Source organism: Aestuariibaculum scopimerae (assembly GCF_059428085.1).
Genome location: NZ_CM182089.1, coordinates 1753199 through 1777607, shown reverse-complemented (window position 1 = coordinate 1777607; position 24409 = coordinate 1753199). Strand labels below are relative to the sequence as shown.

Below are 24409 nucleotides of genomic sequence, written 5' to 3'. Positions count from 1 at the left end.
CTATTTGCCTTCACTTAACTTAATAACCTCATCAATCATAATATCGCCTTGGTTAAAAATTTCTTCGTAAGCACCATCGCCATAAAGTTGGTCTGCTAATGTAGCCTTTATGTACTGCTTAACCTCATTGTGATACGCCACAAAAGTGATCTTGGAATCGGTTCTTATATTCAAGTAATCTTGAAACTCAAAGACCATGTCGTCGTTCACCTCAAAGGCATCAATAAATTCCCGTCTGGATATATCATCGTAAATATGCCTATCTTTCTCTAACATCTCAAATACAAAATAGCCTATAAACCCTCTACGCTGTAAAAAGCTTAAAGTTTCATTTTCCATACTGTTGTCTATAGGCACAAACACATCTGGAATAATCCCACCACCACCATAAACTATTTTTCCTTTGGGGGTTTTGTATTTTAAAGAATCGGCAACCTTAATTTTATCCGAATCCAATAATTCACCGCTATCCAAACGCTCAAAATAATCATCAAAATAATCATCGTTGCCCCTATTGTAGGGTCTTTGTATAGAGCGCCCTGTTGGTGTGTAATATCGCGACACAGTTAAGCGTACAGCACTACCATCGCCCAAATCCATTTCGCGTTGCACCAAGCCTTTGCCATACGAGCGTCTGCCAACAATGGTCCCCTTATCATTATCCTGCAGGGCTCCAGCTATAATTTCACTGGCAGATGCTGAATTTTCATTAATCATAACATACACATCACCAGTCTCAAAATCGCCTTTAGATGTGGCAAAACTTTTTTCAATTGTACCACTTTTGTTTTTAGTGAACAATATAAGTTTGTTATCCTCTAAAAATTCATCTACAATTTCCTCGGCTATGCCCAAAAACCCACCTGGATTATCCCTTAAATCCAAAGCAATTTCAGTAGCTCCAAGTTTTAAAAGTTTATCTAAACCGTTTTTAAATTCCTTATAGGTAGTCTCTGCAAAGCGGTTTACTTTTATATACCCTAGTTTTTCAGTAAGCATATAAGCGGCATCAACACTTTTTATGGGGATATGCGATCGCTTTATAGTGAAGTTTAAAAGTTCGGGTTCACCTTTTCGGTAAACCTTTAAGTCCACTTTAGTATTTATAGGGCCTTTAAGTTTGTTTACCATCTCACCGTCATTTAACTTATCGCCATATAGTGTGTCGCCATCAGCCATAAGAATTCGGTCGCCCCCTTTAATGCCTGCTTCGGCACTGGGACCACCTTCTATGGGTCTTATAACAGCAATCGTATCTTTATACGGGTAAAAACTCACTCCAATACCTACAAAATCCCCTTTCATATTTTCGGCAACGCGTTCCATGTCTTCCTTGGGAATGTATACCGAATGTGGGTCTAAATTTTCCAGAATACCATTTACGGTAACATCAACAATACTATCGGTGTTAATATCATCTACATAATCATATTCTATATAATCTATAAGTCTGTTTAGCTTATCTTTTTTACTGTTTTTAGTAAACAGTCTGTCTGGCGAATCCCGAAAATGTAATTTCCCGCCAATATAGATTCCAGCGGCAATGGCTACTCCCAGTATTAATGGTAAATATTTTTTTTGATAGGGCATTAGGCTTTTATATCTTCAATTTGTTTTAATTCTATTCCTGCTTTTTCCAAAAACTCCAATCCGGAATTATCTTTATAAGCTATATTATACACCACTTTAACAATACCTGCCTGATGTATAAGTTTGCTACATTCTTTGCAAGGCGACAAGGTAATGTAAAGCGTGGCACCTTTACAAGATTGTGTAGATGCAGCCACTTTTAAAATAGCGTTTGCCTCTGCATGCAACACATACCACTTGGTGTATCCTGCTTCATCTTCACAAAAATTCTCAAATCCCGATGGTGTTCCATTGTAACCATCAGATATGATCATTCTATCCTTTACAATAAGCGCGCCAACTTGCCTGCGCTTGCAATAAGACAACTTTCCCCATTCTTCTGCTATTCTTAAATAAGCTTTGTCGTACTTAAGCTGTTTTTTTTTTGGCATGCAATTTATTTATGAATAAACGAATATAGTTGCTTCGTATTTTAATTACAACACAAGTTCGTTAAAGTTTTACGAAATTTACACTATGTTTTAAAAAATTCAAGATGCGAAATCACTAGTAAGAATGGTTATGGTGCATTTTGGAATACCATGGGAATGACTAACCCTACTACAATGGCAGATACAACCATAATCCAATCACGTTTGGTAAACCTAAATATAGTTTGCACCACATAGCCTATAAACAACACGATAAATACAATAATAATCTGCGCTATTTCTATGCCCAAAGCAAACTCAATCAAGAGCATGAGTTTACTATCAGAATCGCCCAACAGCATTTTAAACTCCCGTGCAAAACCCAGTCCATGAATCAGCCCAAAGAAGAGGGTTGATAAAAATAGTACGCCCACTTTTTCTTTTTGGGCCCCTTTTCCTGAAGTAAACACATTAAACAGCGCCACAACCAATATGGTTATAGGAATTAAAAACTCTACAATTTGCGCATTTACCTGAACGATATTATAAGCGGCCAAAACAAGTGATACGGTATGTCCTAAAGTAAACATAGACACCAATAACAAAACACGCTTCCAGTCCTTAAAAGTATACGGAATTGTTAAAACAATAAGAAACAACACATGGTCGTAGGCATTAATATCAAGTACATGATTAATACCGTATTCTACATGAAACCAAAAATTCTCTAGCATGATATCATTATATATTTAAAGATTCGGATGCTTCAAATATACAATTAATTAGGTGCTCTTTATCGAGACCTTATATTTTTTACCAAGTTGAGAGAGCATCTCATTAGTAATGCCATCTAGATTAAATGCATGTTTCCATTTCCAATCTTGCCTAGCATAGGAATCGTTAATACTTTTTGGCCAACTATTGGCTATATCCTGTCGGTAATCGGGTTTATAGGTTATAGTAAAATCAGGTATGTGCTTTTTTATGGATTCTGCTATGGTTTTAGGTGTAAAACTGATGGCAGACAGGTTATAGGACGACCTAATTTGCACCGCTTTATAATCGGCCTGCATAATATCTGTCGTCGCTTTTATAGCATCATCCATAAACATCATGGGCAGTTCGGTATCTTCAGCTAAAAAGCATTCATAAGTGCCTTCTGTAATGGCTTTATGGTATATTTCAACAGCGTAATCGGTGGTACCACCCCCCGGTAAGGTTTTCCAGCTAATAATACCTGGGTAACGCAAGCTTCTAACATCTACATCGTACTTTTTGTTATAGTACTCACACCAACGCTCGCCTACTTGTTTGGTTATACCATACACGGTTGTTGGTTCCATAATGGTGTATTGCGGGGTGTATTCTTTAGGTGTTGTAGGTCCAAATACTGCAATACTGGAAGGCCAAAAAACGTTCTTTACAAACTTGGCACGAGCTAGATTTAAAACATGAAACAAAGAGTCCATATTTAAATCCCATGCTTTCATTGGGTACTTTTCGCCTGTAGCACTTAACATGGCTGCCATTAAGTAAATGGTGTCTATGCGATGTTTTTCTACGCAGCCTTTAACGCTGGCATAATCCTGCGCATCTACAATTTCAAATATACCCGAGTTAACAATCTCCAAATTGCTGTAACTAATATCACTTGCCACAACTTGATCATCACCATAAATTGCTCTAAGCCTGAATGTTAATTCTGAACCAATTTGACCACAAGCACCAATAATTAATATTTTAGACCGCATTTAAAAGTACATTTATATAGAATTGTCAAAAATAATAAGATTTTATTGATAATATCTCATTTTAAAAACGAAATTTTTTTAATTTGATGTTTACATACCCCATTAAATAAAGAACTATTCCTATATATTTGTACTTGTATAATTTAAAACTTATGGCCATTAAATTTTTAAGTGTTTTTAGTTTGTTGCTTTGCCTTTTATCTTGCAACAACCGACAGGACCAAAATACGACAGATACGGATACTAAAACTGAAGTTGAAGCTATTACTGAAAAAGATATTTCGGCACTCCAGTACACGGAATTTGCCTTAGATACCAAGACAGAACAAGCTATTGTTAATTGGAGTAATTATTACCAATTACAGGATGTTATAAATGAGGTAAAACGCGGCGACTTAAGTTTTTTTAATAACGATGAGGCCTCTAGTAAAGAATTGTTCAAAGATTTGATACAGACTATTCCAGCACCTGTAAATACCGAAGCCATTTTAGCCCGGATATTGGCGTTTGAAACCAAATTTTACAAATTAAAAAGTCTGGCCAATTTATCCACTACCAGCAAGCAAGAGCTACTTGCTACTATTAAAGCATTTTTTGTGGCATTTTCCAATTTAAACCTGCAAATGAACAAGAAACTGGAAGCAGATAGTATTGTTATTGAAAAACCTTAATTTTTAGGCTGTGCTGCTTGTGCTTGCAAGGCCTGTTTTTGCCTTAATAATTCAGACTTGGTTAATTGAATTAAATTAAAATTGGGAGACGCTTTTAAGGCGGCATCCAAAATATCTACTGCGGCATCAATGTTGGCCTTTTTGTCCTTATTGTAAACCACCAAAGCATTTAGATACATAAAAGCCGATTTTAAAGACACTTCGTAAGGGGTTTGCGTTTCGTAAAATGCTTTTTTCATATCGTCTTTAGCATTGGCCAAACCATATGTTACATGCTTTTCTGCTGCTGTTAAGTTTTGGGTTTGTAAATTCAATTCCGCCAGTTCGTATGCTATCAAAGCGTTCGGATCTCTTTTAAACATCTCCTCAAAATGGCCAATGGCAAGTTGTGGCTGCTTAACAGCTTTTAAAGAAACAGCTTTCACCTCAACAGCAATATCAGAATCCGTTGTACTGGTTTCGTAACCTATGGTATTAAGCGCTTGCACATACTTGCCCTCACTCATATACAAATAAGCCAAAGTATCCTGTCTTTCAGTAGACGGGGCTAATAGATTTAAATGCGTCATGCCATTAATAATACCCTGTACATCACCCTGCGCTTTCATTTGCTTATAATAAGCTTCAAAATGTTTTATTAATTGATCATTGCTCTGCGCATTTAAAGCAAAGCCTCCTAACATTAAAATCAGTACTATTCGTTTCATATATTCCATTTTTGTTGTTTTAATAATTATGTTGCCTAACTGAAAATAATTACACACTATTTTTCGAGGTGCTAAATCTATAAAAAAATACGCTTTAAAGTCTTAAAAGAATACTAATTATTTAAAGAAGTTGCCTAAACTTTCTCTTTCTCCTATAAATTTAACCCTTTAACTGGGAAAGTTTGCGGTCGCAGTTGTAGTCTCAGTCGCAGTCGCGGTTGTGGTTGTGGTTTACAGAAGTAGCCAGTAGCTAAAGGCCAAAAGCCAAAAGCTAGAAGCTAGAAACACAAAAATCCACATTTTTAGGATAACTTAAAAAAAATAAGTACATTTAAAATTACTAAATTATTTATTATGGGGATAAAGAGTTTTCAAGGGGCCCGAAAGCAGCAGTCTAATACTGTGGACACGCCCTCATTAAAGGTAAGTGACTATATGTCTAAAAATTTGATTACGTTTACTCCCGATCAAACCATAGAGAGTGTAATACAAGCTTTAATTAAGCATAGAATTTCAGGTGGTCCGGTAGTTAATGAAAGAAATGAATTGGTAGGCATTATTTCGGAAGGTGATTGCATTAAGCAAATAAGTGAAAGCAGGTATTACAATATGCCCATGCAAGACAAGACCATTAAAAACCATATGGTTGAAAATGTAGAGACTATTGATGGCAACATGAACATTTTTGATGCGGCCAATAAGTTTTTACAGGCTAAAAGACGTCGGTTTCCCATTGTAGAAAACGGTAAGCTGGTGGGGCAAATAAGCCAAAAAGACATCCTTAAAGCAGCCATACAGCTTAAAGGACACAATTGGAAATAAGACTATTGTCTATTTTCATAAAAAAGCCTTGGTTACAAGTAACCAAGGCTTTTTTAGTGCATCTAACTTTCCCGTTTTACCAGCGCAAAATAATCATCCTCCAAAGGTAAGTACCCTTGGTTGTACACAAAATAATATACCTTGCCCGCTTTGGTAGTATATATACTTGTAAAGTAATTAAAGTCAAAACCCGCCTCAATCAATTTAGCCCGCGATGTTTTGGTTTTTTGTTCAGGGTTCAAGGCTTCTAAAATGCGGTAGTTTTTTCGAAGTCTGTTATTGGTATTCCTAATTAAATTTTTACTGTCCTTATTTACCTTATTGTTATAGGCATTGCGGCAAGCATCGCTGCAGAATTTCTTATCGGTTCTGCCTACTATTTTTTCGCCACATTCTAAACACTGTTTATCCATAGGTATTTGTTTTACCAAGTTCCGGCATAACTTAAATCCATGCCGCTGGTACTTTTTAAATATTCGTAATTATATCGTATTATTTGGCGCATATGAAAATAATCGTGCGCCAACCAATTGTTTAAAAATTGAAGTGCAGATAGCTCGCCCAATCTGGGATGCTTATATGTACTTAGCCAATTGCAATCCTCATGCGATTGCAACCATACAACCGAAACATCTCGCTCGTCTAAAAACGCCAGTAACATATCTTGATAGTTTTTGGAAGCATAGCCACGATCTACCACCCACTGTTGGGGGTTAATACCCGGCATTTCCTGTAAAGGTGTTTTAAAAATATGCTGTATCCGTGCCCTAAAATCTTCGCGTTCTTCATCATACAAATGGCAAACCATTTCCAATAAGTTCCACTTTTCTGGTTGCGGACGCCATCTATATTCTGCTTCGGTTTTGTGCTTTAAAAGCGCCTTAAACGTCGCTTTGTTTTGCTTTAGTTGTGCTGCAATCGTTTGGCTATTCATTGGTTTTAAAAATTTGATTTGCTAATATACAAAAAAACAATATCCGTTTACAAACGACTACAAACATTTACAAACGTTTTTAAATATGTAACAACCGAATACTTTTTGCAAACCAACCCATCTTTGCCCTGTCGAAACTTTAGAACCTGACTGCCGTTAGGAAGTCTCGATAGTATTAACTGTTTAACCATTAAAATTTAAAATTATGAACACACTTAAAAACAAAGTACAGTTGATTGGTAGATTGGGGCAAGACCCAGAAATTATTAGCTTTGCCAATGGCAGCAAAATGGCAAAATTTTCTTTAGCTACAGATGATAGTTATAAGGATAACAAGGGCGAAAAAGTAGATCGTACTTATTGGCACAACATTATCGTTAAGGGCGGTTTGGTAAAGGTGGTGGAAAAGTATATTACCAAGGGCAAAGAAATTGCCGTTGAGGGGAAGTTAGTATCCCGTACCTATGATGATAAGGATGGCAACAAACGTTACTTAACAGAAATTGTTTGTAATGAGTTGTTGATGCTTAGTAAATAATGTATCTGGTTTTTTTGGCAAACGGGGCTTGTTATAAAGTAATGAGCCTCGTTTGTTTTTTTAAGTTAGGACTAAACTAATATAGATTTAGACGTTAGATGAGCTTACCTAAGCATTGCTTGTTTCTTCATTTGTGGATCTTTTTCTCAACAAAATCACCTTCAAATATTTAAGCTTATAAGCTTAAGGTTCTTCACATAGTAAGCTTAAGGCTCTTCACATAGTAAGGTTAAGGTGTCTAACCTTATAAGGTTAAGATGTTACATCCGATAGGGGTATGAATATAGCAAAAATGTTATTCATTAATTGTTGACATTATCCACATTAAAATATCCACCTTTATTCTCTGTACGATCTAGGGATTGACGGATGATTAAATGCGCTACGTTCACCATATTCCGTAATTCACAAAGGGGAGTCGTTATTTTGGATTCTTTGTAGAGGTCTTCCACTTCATTATAAATAACATCTAAGCGTTTTATGGCCGCATGCAAACGCTTGTTGCTCCTTACAATCCCCACATAATCGCGCATAAGGGCCTGTAATTCTTTTAAGTTATGTTGTATTAAAACGTGCTCTCTGGTAATGGTTGTACCTTCATCATTCCAATGCGGTATGCTAATATCCACAGCTTTGTACTCGTGCTTAACATGGTATTTAAAAATATTGTGGGCATATACCAAGGCTTCTAACAACGAATTGGATGCCAACCTATTAGCACCATGCAGACCTGTTCGAGAACATTCCCCACAGGCAAATAAATTGGCAATGGTGGTCTTACCGTTTTTATTAACCTTAATGCCACCACATAAATAGTGTGAGGCTGGTACCACAGGTATCCAATCGGTTTTAATATCGATATGGTGTTGTAAGCACTTTTTATAAATATTGGGAAAATGATTTTTAAATGCTTCAACATCTAAATGGGTACAATCGAGATAAACATACGATTCGCCCGATTTTTTTAATTCACTGTCTATGCTTTGCGACACAATATCCCTGGAGGCCAGCTCGGCACGCTTATCATAATCTGGCATAAACCGGTAGCCCGTTTTATTTCTTAGATAAGCCCCAAAACCCCGAACGGCTTCTGATATTAAAAAGGAGGATTCGCCTTTGACCTCATAGAGCGCCGTGGGATGAAATTGTACAAATTCCATGTCTTTTATACGCGCTTTGGCCCTATATGCCATTGCAATACCATCACCTGTTGCGATGATGGGGTTTGTGGTATGGCCGTACACGCAACCTATACCTCCTGAAGCTAGTAAAGTACTATTGGCCTTAATGGTAAAAATACGTCCTGTTTTTTGATCTAAAACATACGCGCCATAACACGACAGGTCTTCAGGTTGGTTGTGGTCTTTAATATGGTGATTGGTTATTAAATCGATAGCAAAATGATGCGGCAAGATACGAATGTTAGGGAGTTGGTGAGCACGCTTAAGCAGGGCCCGTTCTATTTCAAACCCTGTAATATCTTTATGGTGCACTACGCGGTATTCGGAGTGCCCCCCTTCTTTTCCCAAATCAAATTCGCCACTGGCATCTAAATCAAAATTAGCACCCCAAAGCATGAGTTCCTCCAAGCGTTGCGGACCTTCTTTAATGACCATTTTAACAACCGCTTCCTTACACAAGCCATCGCCAGCCAAAAGGGTGTCTTTAATGTGTTTTTTAAAGGAATCGTTTTCTTTATCTAAAACAACTGCTACCCCGCCCTGGGCATATTTAGTATTGGATTCGTCTTCATTAGCTTTTGTAACGATAACTACAGTTCTATCGGGGAACTTTTCGGCTATCTTTACAGAGAATGTTAAGCCTGCAATTCCAGAACCTATTACTAAGTAATGTGTGTCTACCATGGATTTTATGTTTTAGGCAGTAGATTTTTGTAATTAAACCTACAAGGTATTAAAGACACTTGCAGGTTAAATTCAAAAATCGTTAATCGTTGTTCGTTAATCTCCAATCCACTTATTTTGATAACTCCAACATCCGTTCAATGGGCAGCAATGCCCGTTCTATAATATGCTCTGGAACATGGATTTGTGGGGATTCGTTTAGTAAACAATCGTACAGTTTTTGAAGTGTGTTCATTTTCATAAAATGACACTCGCTACATGCACAGGTATTGTCTTCTACAGCTGGTGCAGGAACAAGCTCTGTATTTGGTACTTCCTGTTGCATTTTATGCAAAATACCAGCCTCGGTAGCTACAATAAATTTTTCTTCTGGATGCTGTTTTACAAAGTTTATCATCCCAGAGGTAGAACCAATATAGGTGGCAGTATCTAGTATATGGGATTCCGATTCGGGATGCGCTATAATTTTGTGTTCTGGATATTTTTTATGGAGTTCTATAAGCTTATCAATAGAAAAGGCCTCATGCACAATACAGCTTCCATCCCATAACAACATATCACGACCAGTTTCTTTTATAATGTATCGCCCCAAATTTTTATCAGGTGCAAAAATAATGGGGGTTTCCTTTGGAATGGATTGTACAATCTTTAAAGCGTTTGATGAGGTACAAACAATATCGCTCAAGGCCTTTATTTCGGCTGAGCAATTAACATAAGTAATCACCACATGGTTAGGGTGTTGCTTGGTAAAGGCCTCAAAGGTGTCTGGCGGACAGGAATCGGCCAGCGAACACCCTGCTTTTAAATCTGGTAACACCACTGTTTTAGTGGGGTTTAATATTTTAGCTGTTTCAGCCATAAAGTGTACGCCTGCAAATACAATAATATCGGCATCTGTTTCGGCTGCTTTTTGTGAAAGCCCTAAACTATCCCCTACATAATCAGCTATATCCTGTATTTCGGCAACTTGATAATAATGCGCTAAAATAACGGCATTTTTTTCTGCTTTAAGGCGCTGTATTTCTTGTACTAAATCCATTTCAATTAATCTCCTTTGAATCATTTAAACAGTCCTGTTTTAGGAAGGACTATTATTTTACAAATATCTTAATTAAAATTATATAGCATTGTGTTTACCTTAAAAAATAAAGCAAAATTGATGACATATTATATTTTTATCAAATCTTTAAATTCTCATTAACCAAAAGCATGTTTTAGTTCATAAAATGAAACAGATGAAACGACACACTATGTGGCCCTAAAACATGAGCTCATGTTTTTTAGCTTGAACTGCCATATTTTGAACCTCTAGCTTAATAAGATCTAAAGTCTTTTCTTGTTTGTTCAACTCATTTAAAACCTCTTTTTTAATGGTTTGAAAACTGTTTTTTAGAGCTCTAAAAAGGGTTCTATAATAGGCAATGCTTACCTTTAAATTGTCTATAAAGGTAAGCAGGTATTTTTCATCCTTCTTGGTAATGCTTTCTGTTATTTCTTTTAATTTACCATCTAAATAATCCATGTAAATGGCCAGCTCTTTTATAAATATGTTGGGACGGTCTGTTCGCGATATCATGTTGTCCCTTCCATAAATATGGTCTACCATATTTTTTAGGCTCATTACTTTTGAATAGTAAGCCATATTGGGGCCCGGGCAAATGGAGACTCCGGTGCCTTCTGTTTTTGTATCTAGCCCATAGGTTAGCAATGCTGAAGTCCCTAAACCAACACAGGTACAAGACTTCTCTGTAATTTTATTAAACGCTTTCTCGTAATCTTTTAAGGGCAGGTTTTGGGCATCCAAAGCTTTTATTTTTAAATATTGGTATTCTCTAGAAGCTGTGCAAATACCTTTGTCTTTAAATTCTTTATTTAAGGCTACAAACTTTTTAGGACACGCACTACCTGGGCGGCCTTTATTTATAAAAACTTCTTTTTCTAAATCTTTAGTGTTGTTTTTAAGATTGTTAAATGGAATTCCCAATGGCGAAATATCACTTAAATACAAATCTGCTTCCTTGGCCAAAACCAATTGGTTTAATGTTTTTTCATCTACCGTAGTCGCTTCGGGCACCAACAAAAAAGGTGTGCCCCAACCTATGGAATCCAATTTGTAATGTTGCTGTAAAAAGGTATGTTCTTCATGGGTGCCTACACCACCTTGTGCCGAAATATGTATTTGCAACGGCTGTTTAGGATATACGCGTCCTTGGTTTTCCAATTCCTTTATTAATAGGGTTTCTGTAACAGTTCGCAAGGCGTCTCGGTTTTCTTTAAACTCGGCCAAGACGGGCCCTAAAAGATGGCCATCGGTCGCAAAGGCATGTCCACCACAGTTAAGACCTGATTCTATTCGGTATTCGGAAACCCAAAGCCCTTTTTTGGCCAAAAACTTTCCTTGAATTAATGCCGACCGGTAATCACTAACTTTTAAAATAATCCGTTTTTTAAAGGTCCCGGATTCTGAGGGGTAAAAATCATTGAACCTACTTATATAATCATAAAGTTTTGGGTTCATGCCTGCCGAAAGCACTACAGATGCGTTAAGATTACTGTTTGCAAACCCCCTTAAAGCAGCATGGGCATCATTATACTCTGTAGGCAAGCGTTCTTCTTTATTATAATTTTCTTTGTCTACCTTGGTCATTATATTAACATCTATGCGCCCTTTATGCAAATGCTGTGAAGCCCAAGCTTTAATCTCGGAGATTGAAACACCTTGCTCAACAAGTTTTTTAAATTCTACTTTTATTAGTGACCCCGAGGGCAGCATTTGGATATACGACTTAAGTTGATCGGTGTTTTCTAGGGCCATATGCTTTAAAGCTTCAAATTTTTTATCCACTAAATTGTTCACCAGGTTTAAATAGGATGTAATACGTTTGGCCCGGTAATCTATCACACTATCTGCTATTTCTTGATAAGGGATCTTAAATTTCTCGCTGTACATCTTTCGTAATTTCTCTAATAGTATATCATCTACTAAAGAGATCACCGAATCTATCCCATAGTGTGCCACCTTTATAGGCGTATCAATAGTAAATCCGATACCCATTACCGGGATGTGAAATGAATGCACTTTGTTTGTATACATTGGAATGCTTGCTTTTAAAATTAAAAACAGTAAAGATATGGCCATGGTTCTTGCCTAATCATGATATTTATCATACACATTCTAATAAGTTTTACTAACACACAAAATACAGTGTTTTTAAAACCAAAACTGCCGTGATTAATTATAAAGATTCTGATAATGTCCTTGTTTTTTTTAATTATTCATAATAAGAAATCGATAAAAGGAAAAAATTAATAAAACTTTTAAAAGGCTGTGCTGTTTCATCAAAGCTTCATTACTTTTATGGTTAATTTTCAATTGAGCGATTTTATGTCTGTAGAGCCAAAATTATCACGATTTAAACAACAAGTATTATCTAAGTATCAAATATACAATAGCATATTTATGACGTTGCCTTTTGATACGATTACCAAAACTGGTGTTTTACTTCCTTTATTCCATGAAACCTGTAAAAAAGGATTTGCGAATGGTGATGACCCTACTACCATAGTTGATACATTTTTTAAGAAGTATCAGGCACGACGCAATAAAGAAAGCCAAATAAACCTGTTGTTTAGGTTTATACAATATATAGAGCGCCAAGTGGTACTGTTTGATGCCATAGAGGATGCTGCTTTCCCTATTGTTAATAACATGGAAGGTATAGGAACATTAAGAAACCTGAAGGAATCGGCCTCTTCTGAAAACAAATTGGAAGAATTAAAAAGTTACCTAGAAGCCTTTAAAGTACGCATTGTATTAACGGCACACCCTACACAATTTTACCCAGGCAATGTATTGGGTATTATTACCGATTTAACAGCGGCCATAAAGAGCAATAATTTATCGGAAATAAACAACCTATTTGGCCAATTGGGGAAAACCCCATTTTTTAAACATGAAAAGCCCACACCATATGATGAAGCCAAGAGCTTAATATGGTATTTGGAGAATGTATTTTACCATTCATTTGGTGAAATATATAACTACATACAGCAGAATATTTATGATGATGGCAAAAAACACAACGAAATTATTAATATAGGCTTTTGGCCAGGAGGCGACCGAGATGGTAACCCATTTGTAAAACCAGACACCACTTTAAAGGTAGCTAAAAAACTTAAGCAAGCTGCTTTAAAGAAATATTATGCCGATTTAAGAAAGCTACGCAGAAAACTTACTTTTAGGGGTGTTGAGGAGCGTATTATTCGCTTGGAGACCATTATGTACAATTACAGTGTGAATTTAAACGCTCCTGAATCCATCACTGCTAAAGAGCTGATTAAAGAATTATTAAGCATTAGGAATGTTGTTGTTAATGAACACCAATCGCTATACGTAAACGAAATAAACAATTTAATCAATAGAATACATTTGTTTGGATTCCATTTTGCTACTCTGGACATCCGTCAAGATAGTAGAATTCACCATTCAGTATTTACCAATGTTGTAGATCATCTTATAGAATCAGGACAAACAGCATTCCCAGAAAACTACCACGAGTTATCTGAAGCAGAGCAAATTGAAATCCTCTCTAAAGTATCGGATGAAAACATCAACATTGATGCTTTTGAAGATGAAATGGTGTATAACACCCTAAGAACTATTGAGGCTATTAAAACCATTCAAAAAACCAATGGCGAGCGCGGTGCCAACCGCTACATTATTAGTAATAACCAAACGGCCTTAAATGTCATGCAGCTTTTTGCCATGCTTAAAATGGTAGCCTTTAAAGAAGAGCTAACTGTAGACGTAGTGCCACTTTTTGAAACGATTACCGATTTGGAAAATGCGCCTAAAGTTATGGAACAACTGTACACAAACCCTGTATATATGTCCCATTTAAAAAGCCGTGGCATGAAGCAAACCATTATGCTTGGATTCTCAGATGGCACTAAAGATGGTGGCTACTTAATGGCGAATTGGGGTATTTATAAAGCCAAAGAATTATTAACTGAAATGTCTAGAAAATATGATATTACTGCGATATTCTTTGATGGTCGTGGTGGCCCACCAGCAAGGGGAGGTGGTAAAACACACCAATTTTATGCATCTTTAGGACCTACTATTGAGGACAAAGAAGTACAACTAACCATACAAGGACAGACCATAAGTTCTAATTTTGGTACATTAGATTCTTCTCAATACAACCTAGAACAACTTATTAGCTCTGGCATGTTTAACCGTATTGGCAAAGAGAAGCACAAAATGTCTGATGAAGACCGCATGGTTATGAACGATCTGGCCGAAACCAGTTACCAAACATACAAGGATTTTAAAGGGCACCCCATGTTTATTCCCTATCTAGAAAGAATGAGCACTTTAAAATATTATGCTAAAACGAATATAGGAAGTAGACCCTCTAAGCGTTCTAACTCAGACAAACTGGTGTTTTCTGATTTAAGAGCCATTCCTTTTGTGGGATCTTGGAGCCAATTAAAACAAAATGTTCCCGGTTTTTTTGGAGTTGGTACAGCTTTAAAAAAATATGAGGACAAGGGAGAGTTTTATAAAGTAGAGCAACTTTACAACAACTCAAAATTCTTTAAAACCTTACTGGAAAACAGTATGATGTCTTTAACCAAATCGTTTTTCGATTTAACCAAATACATGTCTAAAGACGAAGAGTTTGGTGCTTTTTGGAACATTATCTATACAGAATACACAACCACTAAAGCATTGCTACTAAAGCTTACCGGTTATAAGGAATTGATGGAAAACGAACCTTCTGGAAAAGCTTCTATTGAAGTAAGGGAATCTATTGTTTTACCATTATTAACCATACAGCAATATGCGCTTAAGAAAATCCAAGAGCTTGAACGATCAGATGTTAAAGATCCTGAGGAATTAAAAATCTATGAAAAGATTGTAACCCGTTCACTCTTTGGTAATATTAATGCGAGTAGGAATTCTGCTTAAAATAAAAAAGGCGCCTTTGGCGCCTTTTTTATTTGTTTTAATCTTGACAAAATTAATGCTCATTCAATCTAAAGTCTGGATACGCATCCATTCCATGCTCGTAACCATCTAAGCCCTCTAGTTCTTCTTTCTCTGAAACTCTAATGCCTACGGTTTTCTTTAATATGTATATAATGACAAATGCCGACACAATACATATTGCAGCATATGACACAACACCAATTAACTGACTGATAAATTGATCCACACCTGCTAATTTACCAAATATGCCAACAGCTAAAGTTCCCCATATACCACAAACTAAATGTACAGCAATGGCACCAACGGGATCGTCTAGCTTTAATTTGTTATCTACAAAGCTAACGGCAAGCACAATTAAGGCGCCCGCAACAGATCCAATGATAATGGCATCGGTTGGGCTCATTTGGTCTGCACCAGCCGTAATACCAACCAAACCTCCTAAAATACCATTTAAAAACATAGTTAAATCTAAGTTTTTATACATAGCTGTAGATACCAACATAGATACAACACCTCCTGCAGCAGCAGCTAAACATGTTGTTACCAAAGTTAAAGAGGTTAATGTAGGATCTGCAGAAAGTACAGAACCGCCATTAAAACCAAACCATCCTAACCAAAGGATCAATACCCCGGCAGTGGCCAATGGAATATTATGCCCTGGAATGGCCTGTGCTTTGCCATCTTTAAATTTACCAATACGCGACCCTAATAGGTAAACAGCTATTAATGCTGCCCAGCCACCTACAGAATGTACCAGTGTTGAACCCGCAAAATCGTAGAAAGGTGTATCTAGCATTTGTAAAAATCCACCACCCCATTTCCATGATCCAGCTATTGGATAAACCAACCCTACGTACACCACGGTAAAAATCATAAATGGTACAATTTTAATACGCTCGGCTACGGCTCCAGATACAATGGTTGCAGCTGTTGCGGCAAACATCCCTTGGAACAGGAAATCTGTCCAGTAGGTATATCCCTCGTTATATGTTAAATCTAACGCCCCTTCGGCCGTTAGTGGAGAATCCAATCCAAATCCTGCAAAGCCAAAAATTCCAGAGGATCCTTCTGCAAAGCCAGGATACATTAAGTTAAAGCCCACCAGACAATATAATAATAGCCCAACGGTTATGATGAAAATATTTTTAAATAATATGTTTATTGTGTTTTTTTGTCTTGTTAATCCAATCTCTAAAAATGCAAATCCCAAGTGCATAAAGAAAACCAGACCTGTACAGATCATCATCCATACATTGTTTGTAGTTAGTAATTCCATAATGTTTTTTTAATATAGTTTTAGTCGGTTATTATTTTAAGGTATCGCTTCCTTTTTCTCCAGTTCGTATTCTGTAACATTCTGTAATATCCGATACAAATATTTTACCATCGCCTACTTCACCCGTTCCTGCAGAACTAAGAATGGCTTGAATGGTAGCTTCTTCAAAATCATCGTTAATAACAATCGACAAATACCTACGTTGTATATCGCTTGTACTGTAAGATATACCCCTGTACACGTGTCCTGTTTTTTCATTACCAAGACCCGTTACGTCCCAATAAGAAAAAAAGTTTACTCCCACATCGTGCAAGGCTTCTTTTACTACACGAAATTTTGATTTTCTAATGATTGCTTCAATTTTTTTCATCATCTCTTATTTTATGTTTAGCTAGTTAATATTAAGGAAAATTTTTGACTTTTATTTTATCTAGCAAGTCGCTTTACAACAATTTAAAAAGATGCCTTATTTGAATAAGGCATCTTTTCTATAATCTATAATTGTAATAGAAACAGTGTTTATTCTATTTCTCTTTGTCTCTTACCTGGGTAAGCAATTGCTCCATGCTCGGAAATATCAAGACCTGCTATTTCTTCAGCTTCGGTAACTCTTAATCCACATATTTTCTTCAAGATAAACAAGAATATATAGGACAGAACAATAGCCCAAACAGCATAGGCCACCACACCAATAGCTTGAGCGCCCAATTGAGCAGCACCACCGCCATTGAAGATACCTATGCCAGCATCGCCATCAATACCCCAAAGACCAATAACTAAAGTCCCCCAAGCACCAGCAACACCGTGTACAGAAATGGCACCTACCGCATCGTCAATTTTTAAAGTTTTCTCAATAAATCCGATAGATAATACCACTAAGACACCACCTACTAAACCGGCTAACACAGCACCACCTTCGCTCATATTACCACAACCAGCAGTAATGCTTACAAGACCGGCCAATGCACCGTTTAATGTCATTGCCAAGTTAGGCTTACCATTTTTAATCCAAGTAAACAATAGGGCACTTAACGCACCAGCAGCAGCAGCCAAGTTAGTAACAAGTACCACTTGTGAAGCAGCAGTAGCATCATCACCACCCCATGCTAATTGCGAACCACCGTTAAAGCCAAACCATCCTAACCAAAGGATAAATACCCCTAAAGTAGCATACATTTGGTTATGACCGTGCATTTCAACTGGCTTACCATTTAAGAATTTCCCAATTCTAGGTCCTACCATCCAAGCAGCAACAAGTGCAGCCCATCCACCAACAGAGTGTACGATAGAAGACCCTGCGAAATCGATAAATTCAGCTGGCATCCACTCAGCATTTAGCCATCCGCCATTCCATTCCCATCCACCTGCTATTGGGTAAATAATTGCAGTTAGAACAATACTGAAAATTGCATAGGTTGTATATTTGGTTCTACCTGCAATAGCTCCAGATACAATAGTTGCAGCGGTTGCAGCAAATACAGTTTGGAAGAATAAATCGGCAGCACCTTGAGAGAAGATAAAACCTCCCCAGTGGAAGTAACCGCCACCTGAGGCATCGGCACCATACATTAAAGAGTACCCAACAAACCAGAAGGCCAATGAACCAACTGCGATGTCTAGGAAGTTTTTCATTGCGATGTTAACCGCATTTTTTGAATCCGTCATTCCAGATTCTACCAAGAAGAACCCTGCTTGCATGAAGAATACCAGGATACCTGAGATAAGCATCCACATCATTCCCATATCGCCTTCAATAGCGGCAGTATCTTGGATAAAAAGTGACGTATTTAATATTGACATAATAAATAGTTTTTAAGGGTTAGTAAATATTTTTTTTAGAATGAGTAGATAGCAGCTAGCACAAATGAACCCAAGCTTTTTGTTGGTGCTAAATCATTGTCGATAAATGAATCATCTGAAGCGCTATCCAATCTTATTTCTGGTTTAATAGTTAAGTTTTCTATAGCAAAGCTACCTGTTAATGTAGCTGCAAATACACTTGTATCTTCTACACCTGAACCTATCGCACCAAACTCACCATCTTCTACAAAATACTCACCTCTAAAACCAAGAGTAAACGTATCAGTTACAGCCAATTGTGGGTAAAGAGCAGCTCCCGCAAACCCTGGGCCGTCATCTTCCATGCTTAAGTAAGCAGCATTAATTCCTAAAAAGAATGAATCTGAAAGATCAAAACCTCCTGTAAAATCAATTTCAAAGAATGAAGGGTCTACCAATACATTTAAGAACTGACCTGAGTAACCTAACTGTGCTCCAAAGGCATAATCTCCAGTTGAGTTGAATTCAGTAATATCAGTATCGTTCATAACACCTAACATTAAGCTAAAATCTTCCGATAAAGCAAAATCTGCCTTTAAACCAGTATGGCTAAAAGGACCGTAAGAGAACAAATAAGATGTACTGTAGTTAAAGTTTGCCGTAGGGGAAATAACCTCATAACCTAAAAAGGTATTAAAGTTACCCATGGTTAATGTTACACTCTCACTAACATTCCAGTAAGCATATAATTGATTAATTATGTTCCCAGTTCCAGTTCCGTCACCAGGATACATTGGAGAATTAAAAATCGCATCAGTACCTCTTGGTCCAAATACTAAATCGGCAACAAACCCAACTTTCTCGCCTTCATAAGAAGCCACTACATTGGCCATGCCTAAAGCAAATCCTGGCAAATTGGCAAAAGAAGAACCAGGTGCAATAGCGTTCTCATCATTTGGAGCAGTAAAATTAGCTCTGTAATAAGCATCTACACTACCACTAAACGTAAATTTTGGCGCTTCGGTTTCTTCTTGAGCGAATAACGCAGTAACCATTAAAAGCATTGAAAGGGTAATTAATTTTTTCATAATGTTTAATTTTAAGTTATTAATTTTTTGGTTAATTTTTTCCTTAAGAATGACGTAAAACTATATCAAAAAGATTTAACCCCCATAAAAAATAGGGGTTATTGATTTACTTTTGTCAATATTCTAATTTTACCCCTATTTTTTTAGAGGTAATATGTTATTTTTTTGATTTTTTGATTTTTTATCAAATCAATTATTTGAATTATCATCAAAATTTTATATTTTTTTGTGATATTATTTTTATTAATATTAATATTCACTAATTTAAATTCAGTAATCTGTATTTATTGCTAAATATTATGCATTGAATATTTATTAAAAAATATCGTATTTATTGATATATAATTATTTTTATATTGACTTAGCTCCTAAAATCGAAATAATGAATTGTCCATTATTTTAATTTAAAATCTATACATATCTTCGCTTACTAAGTCGCGTTTTTAAACCAATAATTTGTTGATTATGCTGAAGAAACAAGGAATGTATTTACCTGAATTTGAACACGAAAATTGTGGTGCAGGTTTTATTTGTAATCTCAAGGGCGAGAAGACAAATCAAATCATTCATGATGCGTTAGAAATTCTTGTAAAGTTAGAACACCGTGGTGGTGTAAGTGCCGATGGAAAAACTGGTGATGGTGCTGGTTTGTTGATAGATATCCCGCATGATTATTTTAAGCGTGTATGTGACTTCAACATCCCTGAACAAAGAGCGTATGCCGTAGGCATGGTGTTTTTACCAAAAACATCCAATCAATACAAGTTTTGTAAAGATGTATTCGAGAAAGAAATAAAAGCACAAGGGCTTTCTATTTTAGGGTGGCGTAAAGTACCCGTAGATTCTTCTCAATTAGGTGAAATTGCCTTGGCATCTGAGCCCACCATAGAGCAGTTATTTGTAGGCAAAGGCGAAGCTGATTCTGAAACTGTTTTTAAGGCCAAATTATATGCCGCACGTAAAATTACCGAGCATACTATTGCTAATTCAAAAATATCTGAAAGTGGTTATTTTTATGTGCCTAGCCTTTCCACTACAACCTTAATATATAAAGGCATTATTATGCCGGAAGATATTGGGCCTTACTATACCGATTTACAACAAATAGATTTGGTTACCCGTTTGGCTTTGGTACATCAACGTTTTTCAACCAATACTATGCCTACTTGGGAACTGGCACAACCTTTCCGATTTATGTGCCAAAATGGCGAAATCAATACCTTGCGCGGTAACGTAAGCCGTATGCGTGTTCGAGAAGAAATTATGAAAAGTGAGGTTTTTGGGCCTCAAATAGAGAAATTATTCCCTATTATTTTACCTGGTAAATCAGATTCTGCTTCTATGGATATGGTTGTTGAACTATTAACACATACAGAACGATCTTTACCAGAGATTATGATGATGATGATTCCTGAAGCATGGGAAAAACACAAAACCATGTCTGAGGACAGAAAAGCATTTTATGAGTATAATGCTTGTATTATGGAGCCATGGGACGGACCAGCATCGGTACCTTTTACTGATGGTGATTATATAGGTGCCTTGCTAGACAGAAATGGTTTAAGACCTTCTAGGTATACTGTTACTAAAAGCGGTAAATTAATCATGTCTTCTGAAATTGGTGTTGTAGACATTGCTCCAGAAGATGTTGAAAAACATGGCCGATTGGAACCTGGAAGGATGTTTCTTGTTGATATGAACGAGGGGCGCATTATTGAAGATGAAGAGATAAAAAGTAAAATCGTTTCTGAAAGGCCCTATAAAAAATGGTTGGACAAAACAAGATTGCATTTAAGGAATGTACCTTACAATAATGAAACCTGTCCTATTGAAACAATTGATATTAAAACCAGACAGCGTTTATTTAACTACACTTTTGAGGACATTCAAGAAGTTATTACACCTATGGCCGTATCGGCTAAAGAAGCGTTGGGCTCAATGGGTATTGACACACCTTTAGCTGTGCTATCTGATAGGCCTCAACTAATTTCAAATTACTTTAAACAGTTATTTGCCCAGGTAACAAACCCACCACTAGATGGTATTCGTGAAGAAATTGTAACCGATATTGCCCTAAACCTAGGTAAGGACCGTAATATTTTCAGCATTACAGAAAGGCAGTGTAGAAAGTTAAGAATTCAAAACCCTGTTATTTCCAATGCCGATTTAGAAAAGATAAGAACCATTTCTGTGGAAGGTTTTAAAGCGGAAACCATTCATATTTTGTATCCAAAAGTAGAAGGGCTTAACGGTTTGGAGAATGCTTTAGAAGACATTATTGTTCAAGTTACCAAAGCTCTTGAAAAAGGCAGCAACATCATTATCCTGTCTGATAGAGGTGTGAACAAAGATTTTGCCCCTATCCCAGCATTGTTGGCCTGTTCTTACGTAAACCATCAAATGAACCGTTTACGTAAACGCTCTTATTTTGACATTATTGTTGAATCTGCAGAGCCTCGTGAACCACACCATTTTGCCACCTTATTTGGCTATGGGGCCAGTGCCATTAACCCCTATATGGTTAACGAGATTATTAGAATGCAAGTTAAAGAAGGGTTTATTGAAGGGATGGATGAAAATAAGGCCGTAGAAAACTTCAATAAGGCCATTGGCAAAGGGCTTCTGAAAATAATGAACAAAATAGGGATCTCTACCTTACATTCGTACCGAGGTTCACAAATATTCGAAATTGTTGGTTTCAATTCGCAATTTGTTGAAAAATACTTCCCATATACAGCCTCAAGAATTGAAGGTATTGGGTTGTATGAAATTGAGAAAGAAATCAATGAACGTTATAAACTAGCCTATCCAGATAACACAATAGACAAGCGCTTAAGCTTAAATATTGGCGGCGATTACAGATGGAGACGTAATGGTGAACGCCACATGTTTAACCCTACAACCGTTGCCAAGCTACAACAGGCTGTTCGCTTAAGTGACCAAAACAGTTATGATGTATATGCAAGCGCAGTAAATGAACAAGCCGAAAACTTAATGACCATTCGGGGATTGTTTGAATTTGATAATTTAGACCCCATTCCTATTGATGAAGTAGAACCTTGGACAGACATTGTAAAGCGTTTTAAAACAGGTGCCATGTCTTACGGTTCTATTTCAAGAGAGGCTCACGAAAACTTGGCTATTGCCATGAACAGAATTGGTGGCAAATCCAACTCTGGAGAAGGTGGTGAAGACCGAAAACGTTTCCACCCAGATGTTAATGGCGACAGCCGCAACTCTGCTATTAAACAAGTAGCTTCGGGACGTTTTGGGGTAACATCGCATTATTTAACAAACGCCCGAGAAATCCAGATAAAAATGGCTCAAGGTGCTAAACCCGGAGAAGGTGGACAACTACCTGGGGAGAAGGTACTGCCTTGGATTGCCGCTGCAAGAAACTCAACACCATTTGTTGGGTTAATTTCACCGCCACCTCACCATGATATATACTCTATTGAGGATTTGGCACAATTAATATTCGATTTAAAAAATGCCAACAGAGAAGCCAGAGTAAATGTAAAATTAGTATCTGAAGTAGGTGTTGGTACTATTGCTGCCGGTGTTGCAAAAGCGAAAGCCGATGTGGTTTTAATTTCAGGCTATGATGGTGGTACAGGTGCATCGCCTTTAACCTCTTTAAAACATGCTGGACTCCCTTGGGAGTTAGGATTGGCCGAAGCACAACAAACCTTGGTATTAAATAACCTTAGAAGCCGTATTGTGGTTGAATGTGATGGCCAATTAAAAACAGGACGCGATGTGGCCATAGCAGCTTTATTAGGTGCTGAAGAATTTGGTTTTGCTACTGCTCCATTAGTGGCATCAGGTTGTATTATGATGCGCAAATGCCACTTAAATACCTGCCCTGTGGGTATTGCCACACAAGATAAGGAGTTGCGTAAAAACTTTAAAGGCACACCAGAACATGTTATTAATTTCTTCTTCTACATAGCAGAAGAACTTAGGGGTATTATGGCTCAATTAGGTTTTAGGACCTTAGGAGAGATGGTAGGACAAACCCATAAAATAAATGCCAATAAAGCCATTAAACATTACAAAGCTAAAGGCTTAGACTTGTCTGCCATTTTACACAGGCCCGAGGTATACAAAACCTTGACTGTTAAAAACACACAAAAACAAGATCATGATTTGGAAAACGTTCTTGATTTTTCTATCTTAAAAGATTCGCACAGAGCTTTATACAGAAAAGAAAAAATGATATTGGCTTATCCTATCAATAATACTAACCGTTCGGTAGGCGCCATAATAAGTAATGAAATATCTAAAATTTATGGGCATCTTGGGTTACCTGAAAACACGTTGAATATAAACTTTACAGGTTCTGCAGGACAAAGCTTTGGTGCATTTGGTGCCCACGGACTTACATTTACTGTTGAAGGGAATACAAACGATTATTTAGGCAAAGGATTGTCCGGTGCAAAATTGATTGTTAAAAAACCTGCTAAAGCCAATTTCATTGCAGAAAACAATATTATAGTTGGTAACGTTTGTTTGTTTGGTGCCGTACAAGGAGAAGCTTACATAAATGGTATTGCTGGCGAGCGTTTTGCCGTTAGAAATTCTGGAGCCTCGGCCGTTGTAGAAGGTGTGGGCGACCATTGCTGTGAATATATGACAGGAGGAAGAGTGGTTGTACTTGGTAAAACAGGTAGAAACTTTGCAGCAGGTATGAGTGGTGGTATTGCTTATGTTTATGATCCTGAAAAGAAATTTACAAATGGTTTATGTAACACTGAAACGATTGAATTTGAAGATATCTCAACCGACGATGCCTTAGAATTAAAAACATTAATTGAAAAACATGTTTTATATACCAATAGCAATCTTGGTAAAAAGATATTAGAGCGTTGGGATGATAGCTTAAAAAACTTTGTGAAAGTAATGCCGACAGAATACAAACGTGCCTTAATACGTTTAGAGACCGAAGAACAAATGGTAGAAGAATTAACAACAGCATAGTGT

At 36.9% G+C, this 24409-nt stretch carries 19 protein-coding genes; 5 read left to right on the top strand and 14 right to left on the bottom strand.

Annotated elements, in window-relative coordinates; translation table 11 throughout:
* The 4 genes from AC5SR4_RS07730 to AC5SR4_RS07715 form a co-directional block, all read right to left on the bottom strand.
* The gene (locus AC5SR4_RS07730; protein WP_495358962.1) at positions 1–1590 is read right to left on the bottom strand and encodes a S41 family peptidase; all 1590 of its coding nucleotides are present in this window, start codon (positions 1588–1590) and stop codon (positions 1–3) included.
* A complete protein-coding gene (locus tag AC5SR4_RS07725) occupies positions 1590–2021 on the bottom strand; it encodes a deoxycytidylate deaminase (protein WP_495358961.1) in 432 nt (143 codons plus the stop codon). The genes AC5SR4_RS07730 and AC5SR4_RS07725 overlap by 1 nt, the downstream gene beginning before the upstream one ends.
* 128 nt (positions 2022–2149) lie before the next feature.
* Complete coding sequence (locus AC5SR4_RS07720) at positions 2150–2734, bottom strand: HupE/UreJ family protein (RefSeq protein WP_495358960.1); 585 nt, start codon at positions 2732–2734, stop codon at positions 2150–2152.
* Positions 2735–2782: 48 nt separating this feature from the next.
* On the bottom strand, positions 2783–3751 hold the full coding sequence (locus AC5SR4_RS07715) for an NAD-dependent epimerase/dehydratase family protein (protein ID WP_495358959.1): 969 nt from the start codon (positions 3749–3751) through the stop codon (positions 2783–2785).
* A 152-nt stretch (positions 3752–3903) separates the two neighbouring features.
* On the opposite strand from AC5SR4_RS07715, the gene AC5SR4_RS07710 reads away from it, so the two are divergent.
* Positions 3904–4422: a hypothetical protein gene (locus tag AC5SR4_RS07710; RefSeq protein ID WP_495358958.1), complete on the top strand. Its 519-nt coding sequence runs from the start codon at positions 3904–3906 to the stop codon at positions 4420–4422.
* On the opposite strand, the gene AC5SR4_RS07705 is transcribed toward AC5SR4_RS07710, so the two are convergent.
* Positions 4419–5129: a hypothetical protein gene (locus tag AC5SR4_RS07705; RefSeq protein ID WP_495358957.1), complete on the bottom strand. Its 711-nt coding sequence runs from the start codon at positions 5127–5129 to the stop codon at positions 4419–4421. The genes AC5SR4_RS07710 and AC5SR4_RS07705 overlap by 4 nt on opposite strands.
* A 354-nt stretch (positions 5130–5483) precedes the next feature.
* On the opposite strand from AC5SR4_RS07705, the gene AC5SR4_RS07700 reads away from it, so the two are divergent.
* Positions 5484–5951 (top strand): CBS domain-containing protein, encoded by a 468-nt coding sequence (locus AC5SR4_RS07700; protein ID WP_495358956.1) that lies wholly within the window; start codon positions 5484–5486, stop codon positions 5949–5951.
* Positions 5952–6013: 62 nt separating this feature from the next.
* On the opposite strand, the gene AC5SR4_RS07695 is transcribed toward AC5SR4_RS07700, so the two are convergent.
* The gene (locus AC5SR4_RS07695; protein ID WP_495358955.1) at positions 6014–6364 is read right to left on the bottom strand and encodes a hypothetical protein; all 351 of its coding nucleotides are present in this window, start codon (positions 6362–6364) and stop codon (positions 6014–6016) included.
* Between the two features lie 11 nt (positions 6365–6375).
* The gene (locus tag AC5SR4_RS07690) at positions 6376–6885 is read right to left on the bottom strand and encodes a DinB family protein (protein ID WP_495358954.1); all 510 of its coding nucleotides are present in this window, start codon (positions 6883–6885) and stop codon (positions 6376–6378) included.
* Positions 6886–7090: 205 nt separating this feature from the next.
* Here AC5SR4_RS07690 and AC5SR4_RS07685 point away from each other — a divergent pair, with 205 nt between their 5' ends.
* Entirely contained in the window at positions 7091–7423 is a 333-nt protein-coding gene (locus tag AC5SR4_RS07685) for a single-stranded DNA-binding protein (protein ID WP_495358953.1), read from the top strand.
* Positions 7424–7725: 302 nt separating this feature from the next.
* Here AC5SR4_RS07685 and nadB read toward each other — a convergent pair whose 3' ends face one another.
* The 3 genes from nadB to AC5SR4_RS07670 all read right to left on the bottom strand — a co-directional run bounded on the left by nadB (position 7726) and on the right by AC5SR4_RS07670 (position 12382).
* Complete coding sequence (gene nadB, locus AC5SR4_RS07680) at positions 7726–9288, bottom strand: L-aspartate oxidase (RefSeq protein WP_495358952.1); 1563 nt, start codon at positions 9286–9288, stop codon at positions 7726–7728.
* 112 nt (positions 9289–9400) lie between these two features.
* Entirely contained in the window at positions 9401–10351 is a 951-nt protein-coding gene (nadA, locus tag AC5SR4_RS07675) for a quinolinate synthase NadA (protein WP_495358951.1), read from the bottom strand.
* Positions 10352–10546: 195 nt separating this feature from the next.
* Positions 10547–12382, bottom strand: a complete 1836-nt coding sequence (locus AC5SR4_RS07670) for a hypothetical protein (RefSeq protein WP_495358950.1) — start codon at positions 12380–12382, stop codon at positions 10547–10549.
* Between the two features lie 291 nt (positions 12383–12673).
* Between AC5SR4_RS07670 and AC5SR4_RS07665 the strand changes: the two genes are divergently transcribed.
* Positions 12674–15262 (top strand): phosphoenolpyruvate carboxylase, encoded by a 2589-nt coding sequence (locus AC5SR4_RS07665; protein WP_495359169.1) that lies wholly within the window; start codon positions 12674–12676, stop codon positions 15260–15262.
* Positions 15263–15314: 52 nt separating this feature from the next.
* On the opposite strand, the gene AC5SR4_RS07660 is transcribed toward AC5SR4_RS07665, so the two are convergent.
* From AC5SR4_RS07660 to AC5SR4_RS07645, 4 genes are all read right to left on the bottom strand, one after another.
* On the bottom strand, positions 15315–16559 hold the full coding sequence (locus tag AC5SR4_RS07660; RefSeq protein ID WP_495358949.1) for an ammonium transporter: 1245 nt from the start codon (positions 16557–16559) through the stop codon (positions 15315–15317).
* A gap of 31 nt (positions 16560–16590) precedes the next feature.
* Positions 16591–16929 carry a P-II family nitrogen regulator gene (locus AC5SR4_RS07655; RefSeq protein ID WP_495359168.1) on the bottom strand — a complete coding sequence of 113 codons (339 nt, stop codon included), beginning with the start codon at positions 16927–16929 and terminating at the stop codon, positions 16591–16593.
* 149 nt (positions 16930–17078) lie between these two features.
* On the bottom strand, positions 17079–18359 hold the full coding sequence (locus tag AC5SR4_RS07650; RefSeq protein WP_495358948.1) for an ammonium transporter: 1281 nt from the start codon (positions 18357–18359) through the stop codon (positions 17079–17081).
* Positions 18360–18394: 35 nt separating this feature from the next.
* Entirely contained in the window at positions 18395–19426 is a 1032-nt protein-coding gene (locus AC5SR4_RS07645) for a porin (RefSeq protein ID WP_495358947.1), read from the bottom strand.
* Between the two features lie 465 nt (positions 19427–19891).
* On the opposite strand from AC5SR4_RS07645, the gene gltB reads away from it, so the two are divergent.
* Entirely contained in the window at positions 19892–24406 is a 4515-nt protein-coding gene (gltB, locus tag AC5SR4_RS07640) for a glutamate synthase large subunit (protein ID WP_495358946.1), read from the top strand.
* Positions 24407–24409 lie beyond the last annotated feature (3 nt).

Coding starts and splice junctions, on each gene's coding strand:
- AC5SR4_RS07700 (WP_495358956.1), top strand. CDS start 5,484: ATGGGGATAAAGAGTTTTCAAGGGGCCCGAAAGCAGCAGTCTAATACT.
- AC5SR4_RS07695 (WP_495358955.1), bottom strand. CDS start 6,364: ATGGATAAACAGTGTTTAGAATGTGGCGAAAAAATAGTAGGCAGAACC.
- AC5SR4_RS07645 (WP_495358947.1), bottom strand. CDS start 19,426: ATGAAAAAATTAATTACCCTTTCAATGCTTTTAATGGTTACTGCGTTA.
- AC5SR4_RS07725 (WP_495358961.1), bottom strand. CDS start 2,021: ATGCCAAAAAAAAAACAGCTTAAGTACGACAAAGCTTATTTAAGAATA.
- AC5SR4_RS07665 (WP_495359169.1), top strand. CDS start 12,674: ATGTCTGTAGAGCCAAAATTATCACGATTTAAACAACAAGTATTATCT.
- AC5SR4_RS07710 (WP_495358958.1), top strand. CDS start 3,904: ATGGCCATTAAATTTTTAAGTGTTTTTAGTTTGTTGCTTTGCCTTTTA.
- AC5SR4_RS07715 (WP_495358959.1), bottom strand. CDS start 3,751: ATGCGGTCTAAAATATTAATTATTGGTGCTTGTGGTCAAATTGGTTCA.
- AC5SR4_RS07670 (WP_495358950.1), bottom strand. CDS start 12,382: ATGTATACAAACAAAGTGCATTCATTTCACATCCCGGTAATGGGTATC.
- AC5SR4_RS07655 (WP_495359168.1), bottom strand. CDS start 16,929: ATGAAAAAAATTGAAGCAATCATTAGAAAATCAAAATTTCGTGTAGTA.
- AC5SR4_RS07730 (WP_495358962.1), bottom strand. CDS start 1,590: ATGCCCTATCAAAAAAAATATTTACCATTAATACTGGGAGTAGCCATT.
- nadA (WP_495358951.1), bottom strand. CDS start 10,351: ATGATTCAAAGGAGATTAATTGAAATGGATTTAGTACAAGAAATACAG.
- nadB (WP_495358952.1), bottom strand. CDS start 9,288: ATGGTAGACACACATTACTTAGTAATAGGTTCTGGAATTGCAGGCTTA.
- AC5SR4_RS07660 (WP_495358949.1), bottom strand. CDS start 16,559: ATGGAATTACTAACTACAAACAATGTATGGATGATGATCTGTACAGGT.
- AC5SR4_RS07650 (WP_495358948.1), bottom strand. CDS start 18,359: ATGTCAATATTAAATACGTCACTTTTTATCCAAGATACTGCCGCTATT.
- gltB (WP_495358946.1), top strand. CDS start 19,892: ATGCTGAAGAAACAAGGAATGTATTTACCTGAATTTGAACACGAAAAT.
- AC5SR4_RS07685 (WP_495358953.1), top strand. CDS start 7,091: ATGAACACACTTAAAAACAAAGTACAGTTGATTGGTAGATTGGGGCAA.
- AC5SR4_RS07720 (WP_495358960.1), bottom strand. CDS start 2,734: ATGCTAGAGAATTTTTGGTTTCATGTAGAATACGGTATTAATCATGTA.
- AC5SR4_RS07690 (WP_495358954.1), bottom strand. CDS start 6,885: ATGAATAGCCAAACGATTGCAGCACAACTAAAGCAAAACAAAGCGACG.
- AC5SR4_RS07705 (WP_495358957.1), bottom strand. CDS start 5,129: ATGAAACGAATAGTACTGATTTTAATGTTAGGAGGCTTTGCTTTAAAT.